Genomic DNA, 16374 nt, shown 5'->3' on the forward strand with positions numbered 1-16374 from the left:
GGATGTTTCGAGATGATTTTAATCTCGGAACGTCCGCTTTTTATTAAACTTAATTATAGAAACAAAAGTATCGTTTTCAAAAAGCGATTTTATTTATGGGAAACTTGCAAGTTGTTGAATTTCATCGCTTGTTCCAGCTTACTGAATACTTTAACATCACCAAAATTGATGCCTAACTGAATAGCAGTTTGGGCAATATCAGGGCTGATGCCGGCAATCGCTGTTTTGACTCCAATAATTTTTAGCCCTTCAATCAATTGGAAGATTTGATGAGCAACCATTGTATCAACAATCGGCACACCGGATAAATCAATAAACAACCGTTCAATGGAATTTTGGTGGCATTGTTTTAAAACTTTTTCAAAAATGATCTGTGCCCGGTATGTATGGATTTCTCCGACCAAAGGCAATAAGCCGAATTCCTTTGTCAATAGAATCACAGGTGCACTCATTTCAATAATCATTTCTTGCTGGGCGTTCAACCGGGATTCTGCTGCTTTCGTATTTTGAACGGTAAATTCTAGAATGATGTCATTGATGGTATCAACGACTGCCTTGCTCCAGGCATTTACCTGTTCTGAAGAAATTCTTTCTTCCTGTGTCTCTGCAAATTCTTCAATAAGCTGCAGGTATTGTTTCTGCGTTCTAAAAAATTCTTTCAAGACTGCATCAAGAGGAGTGGCTAAATGACCTTCATCTTTTGCCACGCGTAGAATCCAGTCCTGAAATTCTTTTATGCATTCGTTGTCATCTCTATCAAACATATGGCAAAACCGTTCATGGAACTCAAAGTTTTGCTGCTTTAACTTTTCAATGGTTTCTGGATTTGAAGATGCGTATACACCTACGGCACTTTTATCCAATGTATCAAACCATTGTTCTGTAAGCTCTTTATTTTTTTCACATAAAAATTCATGTAGTTTCTTATTTTTTAACGTCAATTGTTCTTTTAACATGATTCCTACTCCTCGTTTAACTGAAATTACTTGTTCCATATAACTATACTATATGAGTCTTGGATGATATGCACATTTCGACCATTCACTCTTCTTCAGATGGACTTGAAACTTGGATGATATCAAAGGGGATATCCACTTCCAAATTTATCTAGCTATCCTTTTAGCTTCTTAGTATATTAGAAGAAAACAGCCACAAGCAGAGAATTCGAATGGAATTGATAAGTAAATACTCGACAAGAAGGAGTGAATGCATGAACCCTGCTGAAACTATTTTTTTCGGTTTGATTGGGATAGGCGTGATGGCTGCCATCGTATTTATTTGGCTAATTTTGAGGAAAAGAAAAAGATGGGCACTATTGTTAACGAGTATACTGGTCCTCGGATTTGTCGGATATTATCTTTATTTTCCCGTGCTAAAGATAAATGAACATGAAGAGCGATATGGAATACTGGTGGACCACTTATCCAAACACTATCCTGAAAATGAATTCGACATCGTCCCGGAACGATATGAACAGGGGTATTCAGTTGGTTCTTTTGAAGTTAATAAAATTGAATCTCCGTTGTTTGGGGTCACTCTATACGTTGATCAGTCAGGGGAAGTGAGCCAACCAAGCACATGGACCAAACAGGAGTATCCAGCGCAGCAAGATCTGTGGAAAGAATTGGAGTTTTCCTACGGAGAAGAGTATTCATTAGAAAAAGATCTTCCAGTCATAACCAAACAGGATGAGTGGATTGACGGAGAACTCACAGCTTTCGCACTGGCCATCGACGAATCTCCGGCAATCGCTGTATACGAGTATTTCCCGCAAGGATACGGCCTTCTGGGGATAGAACAAGGAAAAAAAGGCGGGTTTGCTTCTATTGAATGGGAAGGACATGTATTTGTCCATATTGATGAGAACTTTAAAGGGGAAACAGTTGTGATTCATTTGAAAAATGGAAAGGAATTTTCAGTGAATGCAGCTGAGCATAAGAAACGGTTGTTTGTTGAAAAGATAAGGTAGGAAACCGCTTCATATAAGAACCGGGCAGTTTACCGAATATTTGAAGCAACAAAAAAACTTCGAATGGAAGATGAAAAAGTCCTCTCACTCGAAGTTCAGTTCTATAAAAAATATTTAGCTTAAAACAAATAACTGATCAATAAGCCGGCGGATAACAGAAAACCGAAAATCGTATTGGTCATAGCCGTCGATTTCATGGCGAATCTCATATACTTTGGTTCGGATGCCCCTTTTTGGAACCCTTTGATAGCGGCAACCGGTTTTTTGAAACTAAGGAAAACGACTAAAGCCCAAGGGCTGACATAACCCATCAATACGATGGCGACAATCCAAAGATAGGCAACGGCAAAGGCGATAGCCAAACCGATAACAGCCTTGTCTCGTCCAAGAAGAATCGGCAGCGTTTTTCTTCCGCCTTTTGTGTCTTCATCGATATCACGGATGTTATTCGACATGTTGATAGCGCCTACCAAAATTCCAACGGGGATGGAGATCAATACACTTTCAACTGTAATCGCATTGGTTTGAATGAAGAACGCAATCAAAACAAAGCCGGTTCCCATCGCTAAACCTGAAAACAATTCTCCGAACGGAGTGTATGCGATTGGAAGGGGTCCACCTGTATATAAAAAGCCGATTGCCATGCCAACAAAACCGATAACCACTAACCACCAGCTGCTGTTCATGCAAATATACAGACCGATAAACGCGGCCACGATGTATAACAAAACCGCAACGGCCAATACATTTTTGGGCTGCAGCCCGTGCCGCACTATGCCGCCGCCGATGCCCACAGAATCAGCTGTATCTAGGCCGCGTTTAAAATCATAGTATTCGTTGAACAAATTCGTCGCAATCTGCAAAGCCAAGCAGGCTGCCATCATCGCGATAAATAAAAGCCAATCAATCTCCGTTGCATAAAGTGCTGCCACCGTCCCGAGTATCACCGGTGCAAAAGTCGCCGTCAACGTGTGCGGACGCGTCATTGTCCACATTAACTTGGCAGAACTGATTTCCATTGTGTTTTCCATAACGTTGTCTTATCTCCCTGCATCTTTATTCGTAATTTCCTGCTAACTCGATTATGATATTTCTTCTCTACAATATCTTATTATAGCAAATAAATGCCCTTTATTATTCATTGCGGTTCAACAATTTGCGTCATCTGTATGAGTTTATAGATGTTTGTTGCAAAACGTTCACTTTCATGGACTAAGGGTCAAATTCGGACAGCTAATTAAGAAATAATGGAGGGACAGTTATGGCTAAAGCAATCGTTGGTAGGAGGAGGTTACTGAATGGGTTTGCCAATGATTGAAACGGAGAGGATGAGAAGCAATTTTCCATTTTTGAGCCGAAGGAGCACATGCTATCGCTGCCATTCCTCAGAACTTTTTGTCTTTAGGATTTTTCAGCACGCTGCCAATCCAGTCTTTCTTTTTCAAATAATAATAAAGCGCACCCGTTGACAAGAGAATAACCAGAATCGAAAAAGGGTACCCGAATTTCCACTGGACTTCAGGCATGAATTCAAACCTCATCGCCCATAGCGCTCCCCAAGCTGTAACGGGAGAGAATAACACCGTAATTACAGTAAGGGTTTTAACGATTTCGTTTCCACGATGTGAAGAAATGACGGTTTCCAGTTCAATCATTTCCCGGACTTCTTCAGCGTATTCATTGATAATGGAGCGGCAGCGATCGATGCGGCGGCTGGTACGCTTATAATGCGGGCTATTCGCAATGTCTTCGCCGTATGCTTCCTGGACCGCATCCCGAATTTCCATGATGGGAATAATAAGGTTTCTCCAAATCAAAACTTCATGGCGGCTGTCCATCAGTTGATCCAAAACATCTTCATTATTTTGGGATTTGATGCGCCACAACAAGTCATGCGTCTCATTTTCAAATGCATCAATGCCTTGAAGATACGATGCGACAATTTCACCAAGAAAAATCATAAAACCTTCGATGGCATTGCCTGCTTTTTGGATCTTTTTGTTCATTTGCTCTTCTGTTAAGTTGTGAATAAGCGAAAAGTCGATCTCGCTGGTAATTAAGGTATGGTGGGATAATGAGTATTGAAGGACCGTCTGCTCACTTTGGTTTTCTATGTCCTGATGATAAATAATGGAACCCCAAATAAACTCTTCGCCTTCTATGGTTGTTTCCATTTCGAGATTGCTGTTTTTTTCTTCCTGCAGCGATTCCATCCAGTTTTTATCCACTTGGGGCATATCATTAAGTGCGTTGATATCAGTGGCTGATGCCGGATTTATATATATCCACTCCCACTCCCCCTTTATAAAATGATTGCTTTTTCATCGTGTTGCCTCCTTGCATTGCTCTAAGATGGTTTATGTAATTAAAAAAATCAACCCTACTAATCAACTTGAAAAAGGATATGGCGCTTCATATTAACCATATCATGGTTTCTTCTAAATTAGCATGAACATCCACATTGTATTTTAACTAGTTAAAGATTGGGTATAGTGAATTATAAGCAATGAGCATTTCAAAGATTCAACTGCTTAAAAACAAGAGATGACAGGAAAGGGAGAGATGAAGATGAAAGCAACATTAAATTGGGATGGCGGAATGGCTTTTAGCGGGATGACGGAATCCGGACACAAAATCTTACTGGATGCCGGTGCTGAAAGCGGCGGCTCAAACTCCGGTCCTCGTCCGACGGAAGTCTTATTGCATGCTGCGGCAGTTTGTACCGGCATGGATATTGTCATGATCCTGGAAAAAATGCGTTTAGGTATTGATGAATTTTTTATCGAAATTGAAGGGACACGGGCGGAAAATCATCCAAGAAGGTTTTCCGAGATTGCTATTAGCTATCATATAAAAGGTGATTTGCCCGAAGACAAAGTCGTTCGAGCCATCAAGTTATCACGCGACACTTACTGCTCAGTCGTCCATTCTATCAATGCTTCTATTCAGTTTAAATATGTTTTAAATGGAGAGCCAAGTAAAACATTGAGCGATTGAAAAACACTTATGGCTGTCGAGAAAATCTTGGCAGCCTTTTCTCATTTCGCTCCAGGTGAGACGCTTTCCGCGGACATGGCTTCAGTCTCCTCATCGCTTCGAAAACTTTGTGCTCCTGCATCGCTTCGCTGCTTCGTCGCAAAGACTTGGCCTCACAAACCTCGGCCAATGTCTTCGCAGCTGGTTGGCGGAATATCGGTTAAGGAATAGTCGCTCTTACAAGTTAAACTTTCTCAACAAGCTGAAAAATACTTAAGGCGGGTATGGTTATTAAACCGTATTCACCTTTAGTGTTTTAAGTATCGTTTATTGAAAATCATTGCTTCTTATTCTTTTGTTTTTAATGAAAAATTTAAATTGCATTTGTTAAAAGAAATTTCACTCAATTTTCATTTTCAAGCTGCATAATAGGTGAATATACAGGACAAATGAAAAAACAGAAGATATAATTACGCATAATCATTCATTTATACTAAAAAATGCAAGAGAAGAGGCGAAGCTTGTGAAAAAAGTTTTGATTTTAGGCGGCTATACACATATGATCGATGTGGTCATTACGGCAAAACAGATGGGGCTTTTTACCATTGTAGTGGACAGGGAACCAGCATCTCCTGCTAAAGTCTTTGCGGACAAGTCATATGATTTCAGCACGGATGAAATTGACCGCTTAGTGGAGATTGCGAAAATGGAAGAAATAGATGGCGTCTTTAATGGTTTTGATGATTTTAATACGTGGAAGGCCGTTGAGTTATGCGAAAAGCTGAATTTGCCGCATTATGCCACATACGAGCAGCTGGAAATTTGTTCGGACAAAGAGCGGTTCAAAGCATTTTGCAGAAGTTATGGGGTCCCGGTAATTGAAGAATACAAAATTGACGAATTGCTTGCCGATGGCCAAACTGAAAAGTTTAAATTTCCTGTAATCATCAAGCCCGTCGACAGCTATGCCAGCCAAGGCATAATGGTTTGCTACAGCCTAGAGGACTTAAAAGAAGGCTATGCGAAGGCATTGCGCTATTCCAAATCAGGTCAGGTGATTGTGGAACGGTTTGTGGATAATGCCTATGGCGTCATGATGTTCTATACGGTGAAGAATGGCCAAGTGGTCCTGTCGGCCATGACAGACCGCCATGTCCATAAAGCGTATAAGGAACATCCACCGTTGCCGACAGCGACAATTTTCCCGTCGCAGCATTTGGACCATTACATAACCACACTCGATTTGAGAGTGAAGGCGATGATCGGTGGAATGGGAATTGAAAACGGCGTTTTATTCATTCAATCGCTTTTTGAAGACGGAGAGTTTTATTTTTATGAAATGGGATTCCGGCTGAGCGGCACGCAATATTACACAATCCTGGAGAAACAGATGGGAATTAATTTGCTCGAAATGATGCTGGATTTCGCAATTGGCGGAAACCTGGATCACTATCCTGTCGAGCAATATGACCGGGGATATTCGAAGTTTCCGGCATGCAATCTATCGATCCTCCTTGGAACAGGGACCATCAAGGAAATAAAGGGCTTGGAACAAATTAAAGAAATGCCTTCGGTCATTTCTTACATACCGGTCCAAGAAACAGGGGACGAAGTGCTATTGACCGGCACTTACGCACAAATGTTAGGCCGGTTCAATATTGTCGCTGCAAATCTTGAAGAGTTCAATCAAACGATTGAAGAAATAAATAACACTTTGCAAGTCATTTCTACAGAAGGCAAAGATATGATTATTGCAAAATATTCGACATCCCCTCAAGCGGAGCAGCTGCTTTAATTGTATTAACGAAGAAAAGCTTAAAACGGAATATTTTCACCATGCTGCTTTCGAGAAGCAGAAATAAAAAGGAAGGATTAAAGGACTCTGCAGAGGAGCCTTGTAATCTTTCCTTTTTTAATTCATAAAGAGCATCTGCTACTTAATGTCATCTCTAATTTTCGAACTCTCTATTCCAGTGAAAGAAGGCAGTAATACTGGACTGTCTTTTTGCTGTTTCACTTTTCGGCTTTCAAATGCCGATAGCGGTTTATTGGATAATCCACTAGTCCCGAAACAATGGATCAGGCCCATAAAAGTAATTAAAGGAAGCACAATCGTCCAATCAATTTTTGGTTAAAAATACATCACCCAAGTATTGAAAAATCTCTGGATTTGTTGATAGTTAATAAAGCTCTCCTCGAATATTTAAATTTATATATCCTATATTAGGTATTATGTGCTAATATATGTAAGATATTTCATGTTGAAGGGGAGAAAAAATGAACAGCGCATCTATTCAATCAAACAGAGAGACCGTGTACTTTATCATCAGTCTGGCATTCAGTATTTTCGTGTATGTATTGGCAATCGTTTCTATAGTCGGCATTGCTATTGCCATTCCGATTTTCGTGATGCTGCTTTTCGCCAATGCCTTAATGCTGGGTTCTATTCGCGGAAATGGCGTAAGAATTCATGAAAAACAATTTCCGGATGTCTATGAGAGCGTCCAAGCATTATCAAAAGAAATGGGATTGAAAAAAGTCCCGGATGTATTTGTCATCCAGTCAGAGGGAGCTTTGAACGCATTTGCTACCCGGTTTTTCGGGCGCAATATGGTCGTGTTGTATTCGGAGGTATTTGAATTGGCACGCGAGCAGGGGCAAGATGAGTTGAACTTTGTCATTGCCCATGAATTGGCTCACGTGAAACGCCGTCATGTCTGGAAAAACATACTGCTCATGCCAGCCGGATTTATTCCATTCTTAAGCTCGGCCTACAGCCGCTCCTGCGAATATACTTGTGACCGCCATGCTGCGTACACCATTCAAAACGCAGCTGCTGCAAAACGGGCGCTGACGCTTCTTGGCATCGGCAAGAAAATGTATACGGAAGTGAATGAGGAGGCCTATAGAGAACAGATTTCCTCAGAGTCGAACAGCTTTGTTTGGTTGAGCGAAGTGCTTTCTTCTCATCCCAACCTGCCTAAACGCATCCAGGCCATCCAGCAATTTGAAAACAGCAGCACTCCTGTCTATACGCCGAACCATGGCAAAATAGCATTGAGTGCCTCTCTGCTGTTCGCGGCAGCAATTGGCGTTTATTTCCTCACTATCGCTATATTTGCCGGTGGGACGATGGTATATTCGCAGTTCATGCCGGAAAGTTTTACGGAGTCCCTTTACTCGGATGATTTTACGATAGAAGGACAGACACCGCTGATGACTGCTGTTTCAAACGGTGACCTTGCTGAAGTGGAGCAAATTATCGCGGGCGGTGCAGATGTAAATGAAAAAGATTCGGAAGGTGCGGATGCTTTGATGCATGCCATCTATACAGGGGATACAGCAATCATTTCATATTTGCTGGAAGCTGGCGCTGATGTGAACACAGTTGATGATTATTCGACGGGATTGGGCGCAGCAGTGCTGTACGGGGAATATGAAAGTGCGAAATTGCTGTTGGAAAAAGGTGCTGATCCAACTCTGGCTGGTCCAGACGGCATGTCTGCGATGGACTTTATGGGGACAACTTCCGAAACGGAATTCATCACATTAGTGCAATCCGGTGCCTATTAAAAATTCAATTTCAGGAATATAACTTCAACTTTTAGAAACAGGAGATGCTCTGGCGAGTTTCTCCTGTTTTTTTATTCAAGGCAGAAGAGCGTGTTAGGGCACCACGCAGAAAGCTGCTTGGTATAATAAGAAAAAAGGTTTCGCAAGGAGAGCCATAAGTTGATCAAACATTTCGGAGTGAATATACGCGAAAAGTCCAGTGGATTAAAGTTAACAAGAGCTAATTACATAAAGGTGAATAACAAGAGTTCGTTTATTAAAGGAAAAGTTTACTCTGAATCATTCATAGAGAAACAGATAAAAGACAGTTTATATAATTATGATTTGAATATGAATTATTGCCGAGCGTTGTTTGAACACGAGTTTAATGAAGAACTCAAAAATTTTCTCAGTAAAACTGAAGTCTTTAAAGAAATTACCGATCTTGCTGGATTAAAAGATGTTCCCGGATATTATATGATGGTGCTGGATGAATATTCACAAGTCTATATTGGCAGAAGCCGAAATATCAAACACCGCATTCAGAGCCATTGGAACAAACAAAAGGAATTTGATCGATTGATATTCGGAAGCAGAGAAAATTCCATTTTATCGGTCGACAGTTTTAAAGCTTTTGATATCACAAGGATATTTGTTTATCTAACGGGTGAGCTTGATCAACACGAAGATGAGTTTATCAATTCAATCAATGCAAAATACCTCTTGAATCGAACTAGAGGAGGTACATTGACAGGTTTAAGCGAAGCTATCATCAATAGGAAAACAAGGCGAATGCCACAGGAAATTGAAGTTGAATCCTTTAATCCGGCAAAGAGAGGTCAATTATTAATGAAAAACACATCACAAAAAGAAAGAATAGAGGCGATCAAAGCATTCGAATCAACCATCCGTAAATCCGAAAATGCTTTAGCGAATATGGCTGAAAAAGGCGCTAGCACTACCTTAATAAAAAAGCGCCTCCATGCTTTATACATTGGCTTAGCCGTATTGGAGACCGCTTGGAATCAAAAGCAACATCATTACACGCAGAAAGATTTAGCGGAAGCCCGCCATGTCCTGACAGGCTTATTCCCGTCACTTGAAAGCAGCTATGGCAAGTCCAAAGACGGCAGTCCCCAAAAAACACTTTTAGAAAGAAGAATGAAAGCGCTGGAACTGGCTGTTCAAGCCATCAATGATCTGGCAAATAAATGATTTCCCATTGCCAGGAATCATTAAAAAACGTAAAGCGTGCCAGAACTAATTTTCTGCTATTGATTTTGCCGCTATTTTTGGCTTTAAAGAGGTCTGATCCACAATGTAACCAAAAGAGCAGCGGGTTAAATCAAACCGCTGCTCTTTTTTCGATTAAGTATATGAATGTTCTGCTTGTCCTTATTCGAATTTTTTGAAGAACGCCATCGTCTCTTCAATGATGCGCTGCTGGTCATTGTCGAGAGTGGCAACGTGGTAGCTGTCAGGCATTTCGATTAACCGTTTTTCTTCTGAAGAGATTCCAGCATAGATTAGTTGAGAGTTATGGGGCGGAACAACATGATCTTCCGGCGACACAAAAATAAGGGCCGGGCACCGGATGTGTGATAAATCTTTGCGCACTCCATCCATGAAAATCAGCAATTGTTTCACTGACGCAACCGGCGTCTTTTCATAGGCAAGTTCTGTAATCCCTGTCTTTTTGATGTCGGATCCAATGGCATCAAGGAATCGGACGTCCTGCATGTCATGTACAGCAGCCATCGACGGCACCTCTACTGCAGCGTTGATCAGTGAAATCGCTCGGATTTCAGGATGCTGCTGTGCCATGTAGAGCGCCAGCGTACCGCCCATTGACAACCCGACCATAAAAATCGCATCGCAACGTTCATTCAGCCAACTATATGCTTCTTCGATGGAAGCAATCCAGTCGTGATAAGTGGTTTCTTCCATTTCTTCGTGATGAGTGCCGTGCCCTTTCAGCCGCGGGACTGTCACGGTAAATCCTTCCTTGGCAAACGCCTCGCCAATTGGGCGCAAGCTTTGTACGGTTCCTGTAAAACCATGTGAAACCAATATTCCTATACGTCCGCCTTCGACGCTAAACGGTTCTGCTCCTGACAACACTTCAAAATTTGCGTTCATCCAAAAACCTCCTTGGCATTTTTAACATCGGCAAAGTAACTCAGCACTTCGTTGTGATGGTCGATGATTTGTTTCGCATTTAATGAATCGGAATCCCAAGTGCCATGTCCATCTTTGACCAGCGTAACGGTATAGCCCAGGCTGAATGCACGGCGGCATGTTGTATCTACACAATACTCCGTCTGGTTTCCCGCAACGATAAGATTTTCGATTGCCCATGTTTTCAAAGCTTTTTCAAGATCGGTTTCGTGGAACGAATCAGGAGTCCGCTTTTGAACACTGGGTTCTCCTTCTTGGGGGCGAATGGACCGATGGATCTGCCAGTCGTAAGTGCCAGCCACAAGCGCCTTGTCATTATGTTGGACAAAAACAACCGGAATATCTGCTGAACGGGCTTTTTCAATCAGATACTGAAGATTTTCAAGCAGCTCCTCTTTATTGAACACCGGATTGGCTCCTGCCAACATCTCATTTTGTGCATCGATAATCAATAAAGCAGTTTTTTGCATAGCCAGCACCTCCAATTATTCATATCTCCATAGGATATTCGGTATTTTATTTCAGAATCCTTTCTTTCATTCCTGACAATTTGGCCAAATCCGCTGTTGGCCTGCTGGAAATGGAAGACAGGAGTTTGAGCTGGAGGCAGCGAAGTTTAAAAAGAGCGGTAAAATATAGATCAAGACTCACGGGAATCAAAGGAGGAACCAAATTGACTATAACTATAGGAGATGTAATTACGTTTGAGCGTTCTTTCGTAAAGAAAGATGTTGAGCTGTTCTCGAGGATATCTGGCGATGAAGGAATTCACCACCTTCAGCCCGATGAACAAGGGAGGCTGGTCGTCCAAGGGCTGCTGACAGCGACTTTGCCGACCAAAGTGGGGGGAGACCATAACGTGCTCGCCCGCCATATGGATTTCGAATTTTTGAGGCCGGTTTTTACAGGAGATACCATACGATGTGAAGTGACGATCAACACGTTCGAAAAGGAAGAGCAACGGATACGAATTGCTGCTTCCTTTTCTTGCAAAAACCAGCATGGCAAAGAAGTGCTGAAAGGCGGTTTCTCAGGAGTGATTCTATAAAAATTCCCTGAAGCTGCCTCTTGCGCAAGATCCGCTGTCTTTCGAAAGACTAGCTGGCTGCTCTTTAGGGTAAAGAAAAGAAGATGAAAAATGAAAGGAGGTAATCGCTATTACTTCCGAATGGTGGAATTCTTTTCAGTGGTGGAACACGATCAGCAATATTTTATTTCTGACCAACACAGTTTTAGCTGTTTCTATCCTTTTTATTGAACGGAAAAGAGCAACTTCTAAATGGGCATGGTTCATGGTGTTGTTTTTCTTGCCCTATCTAGGCTTGCTGATTTATTTATTATTTGGCAAGCCACATCGAAAGAATAAAGGCAAGCATTCAACTGCTTATTCAAATCCGAAAATCTTAAATCTCTCAGACCAGCAATTAACTGCAATTGATGAAGGTTCCTTTAGCTATCCGTCAGAAGTCGCTGAAGAATGGCAGCATCTTATCCGGATGAACTTGAAAAGCGGAGTGGCGCCATTCACTCAAAATAATCAGCTCGAAATTTACACGGATGGAAAACGGAAATTCGAAGCGCTATTCAAAGATATTGAAGCGGCTAACTCTCATATCCATTTGGAATACTATATGGTGAAAAATGATGCGATCGGCAAAAAACTGATTGAGCTGCTGACGGAAAAAGCCCGGCAAGGCATCGAAGTCCTTTTCCTGTATGATGATATCGGCTCAAATTCATTGCCCAAGAATTTCTTCGATGCTTTTTTGGCAGCAGGTGGCCGAGCGGCTGCTTCACTTCGTTCCAGAATGCCTTTTGGCAATCCGCGGGTCAATTACCGCAATCACAGGAAAATCGCCATTCTCGACGGGAAAGTAGGTTTTATCGGCGGGTTTAATGTCGGGGATGAATATTTGGGGAGAGACGAAAAGTTCGGCTACTGGCGGGACACGCATCTGCGTTTTGAAGGGGAAGCTGTCCATTCCCTGCAGCATCGTTTTTTAAGCGACTGGAATCAGACTTCTGAGAACCTTCCCGTCAAATATGAAGAAAGTTATTTCCCAGCTGTGGAAGTTTCCGAAGGAGCGGGAATGCAAGTGGTTGCCAGTGGACCGGATGAATCGCTCGATCAAATCAAAAATGGCTATTTGCGGATGATTGCCCAGGCGCGCAAGTCGATTTATATCCAAACTCCGTATTTAATTCCGGATTTGGCGATTTTAGATGCACTCAGTACGGCCGCTCTTAGCGGCATAGATGTCCGAGTCATGATTCCCAGTAAAGCAGACCATATCTTTGTGTTCAGCGCCAGCTTGTCGTATGCCAAAGATTTGGTGAACACCGGCGTAAAAGTGTACACCTACGGCAACGGCTTTCTGCATGCCAAAACCATAGTAGTGGACGGCAAAGTCTTTTCCATCGGCTCTGCCAATATGGATGTCCGGAGTTTTTCCCTCAATTACGAAGCGAATGCTTTCGGATACGATGTGAAAACGGCTGAAGAAATGATTTTGCTGTATTTCAATGATTTAAAGCTTTCCGAAGAGCTCACAAAAGAGTATTTCCAGGAGCTTTCGCTTATCAATCGCTTCAGGCTGCAGATTGCCCAATTGGTGGCACCCATTTTATAAGATACGTAATCTGTTCAAAAAAGGAAGGCGGGAAACTTATTCCGTCTTCCTTTTTAACGTGAATTTCCTTTAATGATTGAAGCGGTTTTATGTTGGCAGAGGAAAACGCCTCCATTGCATTTTAAGATATTTCTGCTTAGGTCTTTGACGATGGTTAAATAATAACAGAAAATTTAGATATAATGGTTTATATTAAAGGAAGAGAGGGAAACTACTAAAGGTAGGAACATACGTTCTTTATTATAGCTATACATAGGTGATGGAAGCCAGTTCATAGATTTGAGACAACCAGCTCACTGGGCTTATCGTTAAAATTCATACTTCAGCCCGGAACTTTTATTTATCCAATTTATGCGGCAATCGCGTGAAAATGCTGCTCAGCCATTTGGACGGAAAGGGTGAAAATTGTGGAAAGTTTAGAAGTGCGGCCGATAGCAAATGACTTGGCTATTGAAGCAAAAGGGCTCGTCAAAGTGTATGGGAAGCACCGGGCTGTGGACGGAGTGGATTTGGCGATTCAGAAAGGAACGGTTTATGGATTTTTAGGGCCGAACGGAGCAGGTAAGACGACGACCATTCGAATGCTTGCTACTTTAATGAAGCCAGACGAAGGGTACGCGCGGATTTTTGGCCATGATTTGAGCAAAGAAGGCGATGCCATCAGAAGCCGGATCAGTTTGACCGGCCAATATGCATCAATTGATGAAGATTTGACTGGCATGGAAAATCTCACCATGATGGCAAAACTGATGGGTTATAGCCGAAGAGAGGCAAAACAGCGTGCACAAGAACTATTGAGAGCTTTTGGATTGGAGGATGCAGCAAAACGCCAAGTGAAAAATTATTCAGGTGGCATGCGCCGCCGCATTGATATAGCCGCAAGCATTGTTGTGACTCCGGACTTGCTGTTTCTTGATGAACCTACATCCGGGCTGGACCCGAGAAGCCGCAACCAAGTATGGGACATTATTCGGGCGCTGGTCAGCGCTGGAACCGCCGTTCTGCTGACCACTCAGTACTTGGAAGAAGCAGACCAGTTGGCTGACCGTATTGCTGTCATCAACCAAGGCAAGATCATTGCGGAAGGAACGAGCAGCGAATTGAAGGCATCTGTTGGCAGCGGCACCTTGAATGTACAACTTGTTGATGCTGCCCAAAGAAGAAGGGCCGCTCAGATACTTGAAAGTACCCTCTCTGTACCGGTCTATTTCTTATCAGAAGCCAATGGGCTGACAGCTCAAATAAATGATCCTGCACGTGTAGCGGATGCTCTGGGGGAAGTAGCCAGAGAAGATATTGCCATCAGTGACTTTTCATTCGGCCGGCCGAGCCTCGATGAAGTGTTTCTTACATTAACCGGACATACAGCCACTCAGGAAACAAAACCCGAGGAGGGTGCACCATGACCGACTATATCGAGCAAAGAGAAAAAGAATCAAGTGATGTACAGCTTGCAGATTCTATTGCCTCAAACAATCGGCCTAAACCGCCAAGCGCCATCTCTTCAACGCTCACTTTTGCTACACGGGCGTTGTTGCGCATCAAACATGTTCCTGAACAAATGTTTGACGTAACTGTTTTTCCGGTAATTTTCCTATTGATGTTCACTTATTTATTCGGTGGAGCGATTTCCGGTTCAACTGCTGAATACCTTCAGTTTCTGCTTCCCGGCATACTGGTTATGACTGTGGCCCAAATTACGATGTATACAGGCATCGATTTGAATAATGATATTCGCAAAGGCATCTTTGACCGCTTTCGCACTTTGCCCATTTGGCTGCCATCCGCTTTGATCGGTTCACTTCTTGTCGATGTGATTCGTTATTCCATGGCTTCTCTTATCATGATCGGCCTCGGCTTCATACTTGGATTCCGTCCAGAAGGAGGAATTATGGGTATTCTGGGCGCCATCATTCTGATTTTAATTTTCTCGTTCAGTTTGTCATGGATTTGGACAGTATTCGGGTTGGTCGTACGCTCTGAGAAATCATTGATGATGATCAGTTTCTTGTTCTTGTTCCCGCTTACTTTTGTCAGCAATGTATTTGTAGATCCAAAGACTTTGCCGACATGGCTGCAAGGTTTCGTTGAAATCAATCCGATCTCGATACTGGCGACGGCTGTCCGCGGGGCGATGCACGGAACTGCTACGACGGAACAAGTAGTGTGGGTGCTCCTCGTCTCTTTGATCATGACGGGTATTTTCGCTCCCATTACGATTCATCTTTACCGAAACAAACAATGAAAAGAAAGCAAAAAGAAGTTGAAGAGTTGTTTTCGACTTCTTTTTGAGTACGGAGAGAAAAATCCATTTTAGCAGTAGGCTTTTGCCAGAACACAAGAACTGAATATTCAGAAACACGATTGAACTTCATTCATTCTTCCTATATGATGAAAGCGTATCAACCAATACCTTTCTTTCGGTTCACCTTATTAAAATTGAGGAGGAATGGAGATCATGACAAAAATCGGCATTATTACTGGAAGCACGCGGCCGGGACGCAACAGCCTGCAAGTGGCCCAATGGGTAAAAGGCATTGCGGACCAGCGGGGAGACGCAGACTACGAAATCGTGGATTTGGCGGAATATAACCTGCCAATGTACGCGGAGCCGGTCTCTGCCGCCGCTAGCCAAAATTATCAGACACCCGAAGCGATTCCCTGGTCAAAAAAAATTGCCGAATTGGATGGTTATGTCTTTATTTGCCCTGAATACAACAGAGGGGTGACATCAGCTTTGAAGAATGCCATTGATTATTTATATCCCGAGTGGAACAATAAAGCCGCGGGCATTGTCAGTTACGGCACGGCAGGCGGAGTCCGTGCAGCAGAGGCATTGCGAATCATTATGGCAGAATTGCAAGTGGCGACTGTCCGGGCCCATCCTTCGATGTCTTTATTTACAGACTTCGTGAAGATGAGCGAGTTCAAACCGGCAGCAGTCCATGAGAAAGCGGTCAATGTCATGCTGAAGCAAGTCAATGCCTGGACCAACGCCTTGCAGCCGTTGCGAAATAAATAATAAAAAACAACCTATATCATTCAGTAGACAGCCAGATAACCCTGGCT

General features: G+C 42.6%; 15 protein-coding genes. 10 read left to right on the forward strand and 5 right to left on the reverse strand.

The window, feature by feature from the left end:
- Positions 1 to 89: 89 nt before the first annotated feature.
- Positions 90 to 956, reverse strand: coding sequence for an STAS domain-containing protein (locus tag QWY16_RS09800; protein WP_300993190.1), 867 nt, complete (start codon positions 954 to 956; stop codon positions 90 to 92).
- A gap of 254 nt (positions 957 to 1210) precedes the next feature.
- Between QWY16_RS09800 and QWY16_RS09805 the strand changes: the two genes are divergently transcribed.
- Positions 1211 to 1969: a hypothetical protein gene (locus QWY16_RS09805; protein ID WP_300993192.1), complete on the forward strand. Its 759-nt coding sequence runs from the start codon at positions 1211 to 1213 to the stop codon at positions 1967 to 1969.
- A gap of 119 nt (positions 1970 to 2088) precedes the next feature.
- Here QWY16_RS09805 and QWY16_RS09810 read toward each other — a convergent pair whose 3' ends face one another.
- Together QWY16_RS09810 and QWY16_RS09815 are read right to left on the reverse strand one after the other, a co-directional pair.
- Complete coding sequence (locus QWY16_RS09810; RefSeq protein ID WP_300993193.1) at positions 2089 to 3000, reverse strand: 1,4-dihydroxy-2-naphthoate polyprenyltransferase; 912 nt, start codon at positions 2998 to 3000, stop codon at positions 2089 to 2091.
- 354 nt (positions 3001 to 3354) lie between these two features.
- Complete coding sequence (locus QWY16_RS09815; protein ID WP_367281342.1) at positions 3355 to 4275, reverse strand: magnesium transporter CorA family protein; 921 nt, start codon at positions 4273 to 4275, stop codon at positions 3355 to 3357.
- 262 nt (positions 4276 to 4537) lie between these two features.
- On the opposite strand from QWY16_RS09815, the gene QWY16_RS09820 reads away from it, so the two are divergent.
- The 4 genes from QWY16_RS09820 to QWY16_RS09835 all read left to right on the forward strand — a co-directional run bounded on the left by QWY16_RS09820 (position 4538) and on the right by QWY16_RS09835 (position 9712).
- Positions 4538 to 4966, forward strand: coding sequence for an OsmC family protein (locus tag QWY16_RS09820; RefSeq protein WP_300993195.1), 429 nt, complete (start codon positions 4538 to 4540; stop codon positions 4964 to 4966).
- 502 nt (positions 4967 to 5468) lie between these two features.
- Complete coding sequence (locus QWY16_RS09825; RefSeq protein WP_300993197.1) at positions 5469 to 6740, forward strand: ATP-grasp domain-containing protein; 1272 nt, start codon at positions 5469 to 5471, stop codon at positions 6738 to 6740.
- Positions 6741 to 7222: 482 nt separating this feature from the next.
- Positions 7223 to 8518, forward strand: coding sequence for a M48 family metallopeptidase (locus QWY16_RS09830; RefSeq protein WP_300988993.1), 1296 nt, complete (start codon positions 7223 to 7225; stop codon positions 8516 to 8518).
- A gap of 828 nt (positions 8519 to 9346) precedes the next feature.
- Positions 9347 to 9712, forward strand: coding sequence for a hypothetical protein (locus QWY16_RS09835; protein ID WP_300993386.1), 366 nt, complete (start codon positions 9347 to 9349; stop codon positions 9710 to 9712).
- Between the two features lie 180 nt (positions 9713 to 9892).
- Here QWY16_RS09835 and QWY16_RS09840 read toward each other — a convergent pair whose 3' ends face one another.
- The gene (locus tag QWY16_RS09840) at positions 9893 to 10636 is read right to left on the reverse strand and encodes an alpha/beta hydrolase (protein ID WP_300988994.1); all 744 of its coding nucleotides are present in this window, start codon (positions 10634 to 10636) and stop codon (positions 9893 to 9895) included.
- A complete protein-coding gene (locus QWY16_RS09845; RefSeq protein WP_300988995.1) occupies positions 10633 to 11145 on the reverse strand; it encodes a cysteine hydrolase family protein in 513 nt (170 codons plus the stop codon). The genes QWY16_RS09840 and QWY16_RS09845 overlap by 4 nt, the downstream gene beginning before the upstream one ends.
- A gap of 203 nt (positions 11146 to 11348) precedes the next feature.
- On the opposite strand from QWY16_RS09845, the gene QWY16_RS09850 reads away from it, so the two are divergent.
- From QWY16_RS09850 to QWY16_RS09870, 5 genes are all read left to right on the forward strand, one after another.
- On the forward strand, positions 11349 to 11723 hold the full coding sequence (locus QWY16_RS09850) for a hotdog family protein (protein WP_300988997.1): 375 nt from the start codon (positions 11349 to 11351) through the stop codon (positions 11721 to 11723).
- Between the two features lie 151 nt (positions 11724 to 11874).
- Positions 11875 to 13305 (forward strand): cardiolipin synthase, encoded by a 1431-nt coding sequence (gene cls, locus QWY16_RS09855; RefSeq protein ID WP_300993389.1) that lies wholly within the window; start codon positions 11875 to 11877, stop codon positions 13303 to 13305.
- Positions 13306 to 13703: 398 nt separating this feature from the next.
- On the forward strand, positions 13704 to 14711 hold the full coding sequence (locus tag QWY16_RS09860) for an ATP-binding cassette domain-containing protein (RefSeq protein ID WP_436837136.1): 1008 nt from the start codon (positions 13704 to 13706) through the stop codon (positions 14709 to 14711).
- Entirely contained in the window at positions 14708 to 15550 is an 843-nt protein-coding gene (locus QWY16_RS09865; protein ID WP_300989000.1) for an ABC transporter permease, read from the forward strand. Before QWY16_RS09860 ends, QWY16_RS09865 begins: the two co-directional genes overlap by 4 nt.
- A gap of 213 nt (positions 15551 to 15763) precedes the next feature.
- The gene (locus QWY16_RS09870) at positions 15764 to 16327 is read left to right on the forward strand and encodes an NADPH-dependent FMN reductase (protein ID WP_300993392.1); all 564 of its coding nucleotides are present in this window, start codon (positions 15764 to 15766) and stop codon (positions 16325 to 16327) included.
- Positions 16328 to 16374: the final 47 nt, after the last annotated feature.

Source organism: Planococcus shenhongbingii (assembly GCF_030413635.1).
GTDB lineage: Bacteria > Bacillota > Bacilli > Bacillales_A > Planococcaceae > Planococcus > Planococcus shenhongbingii.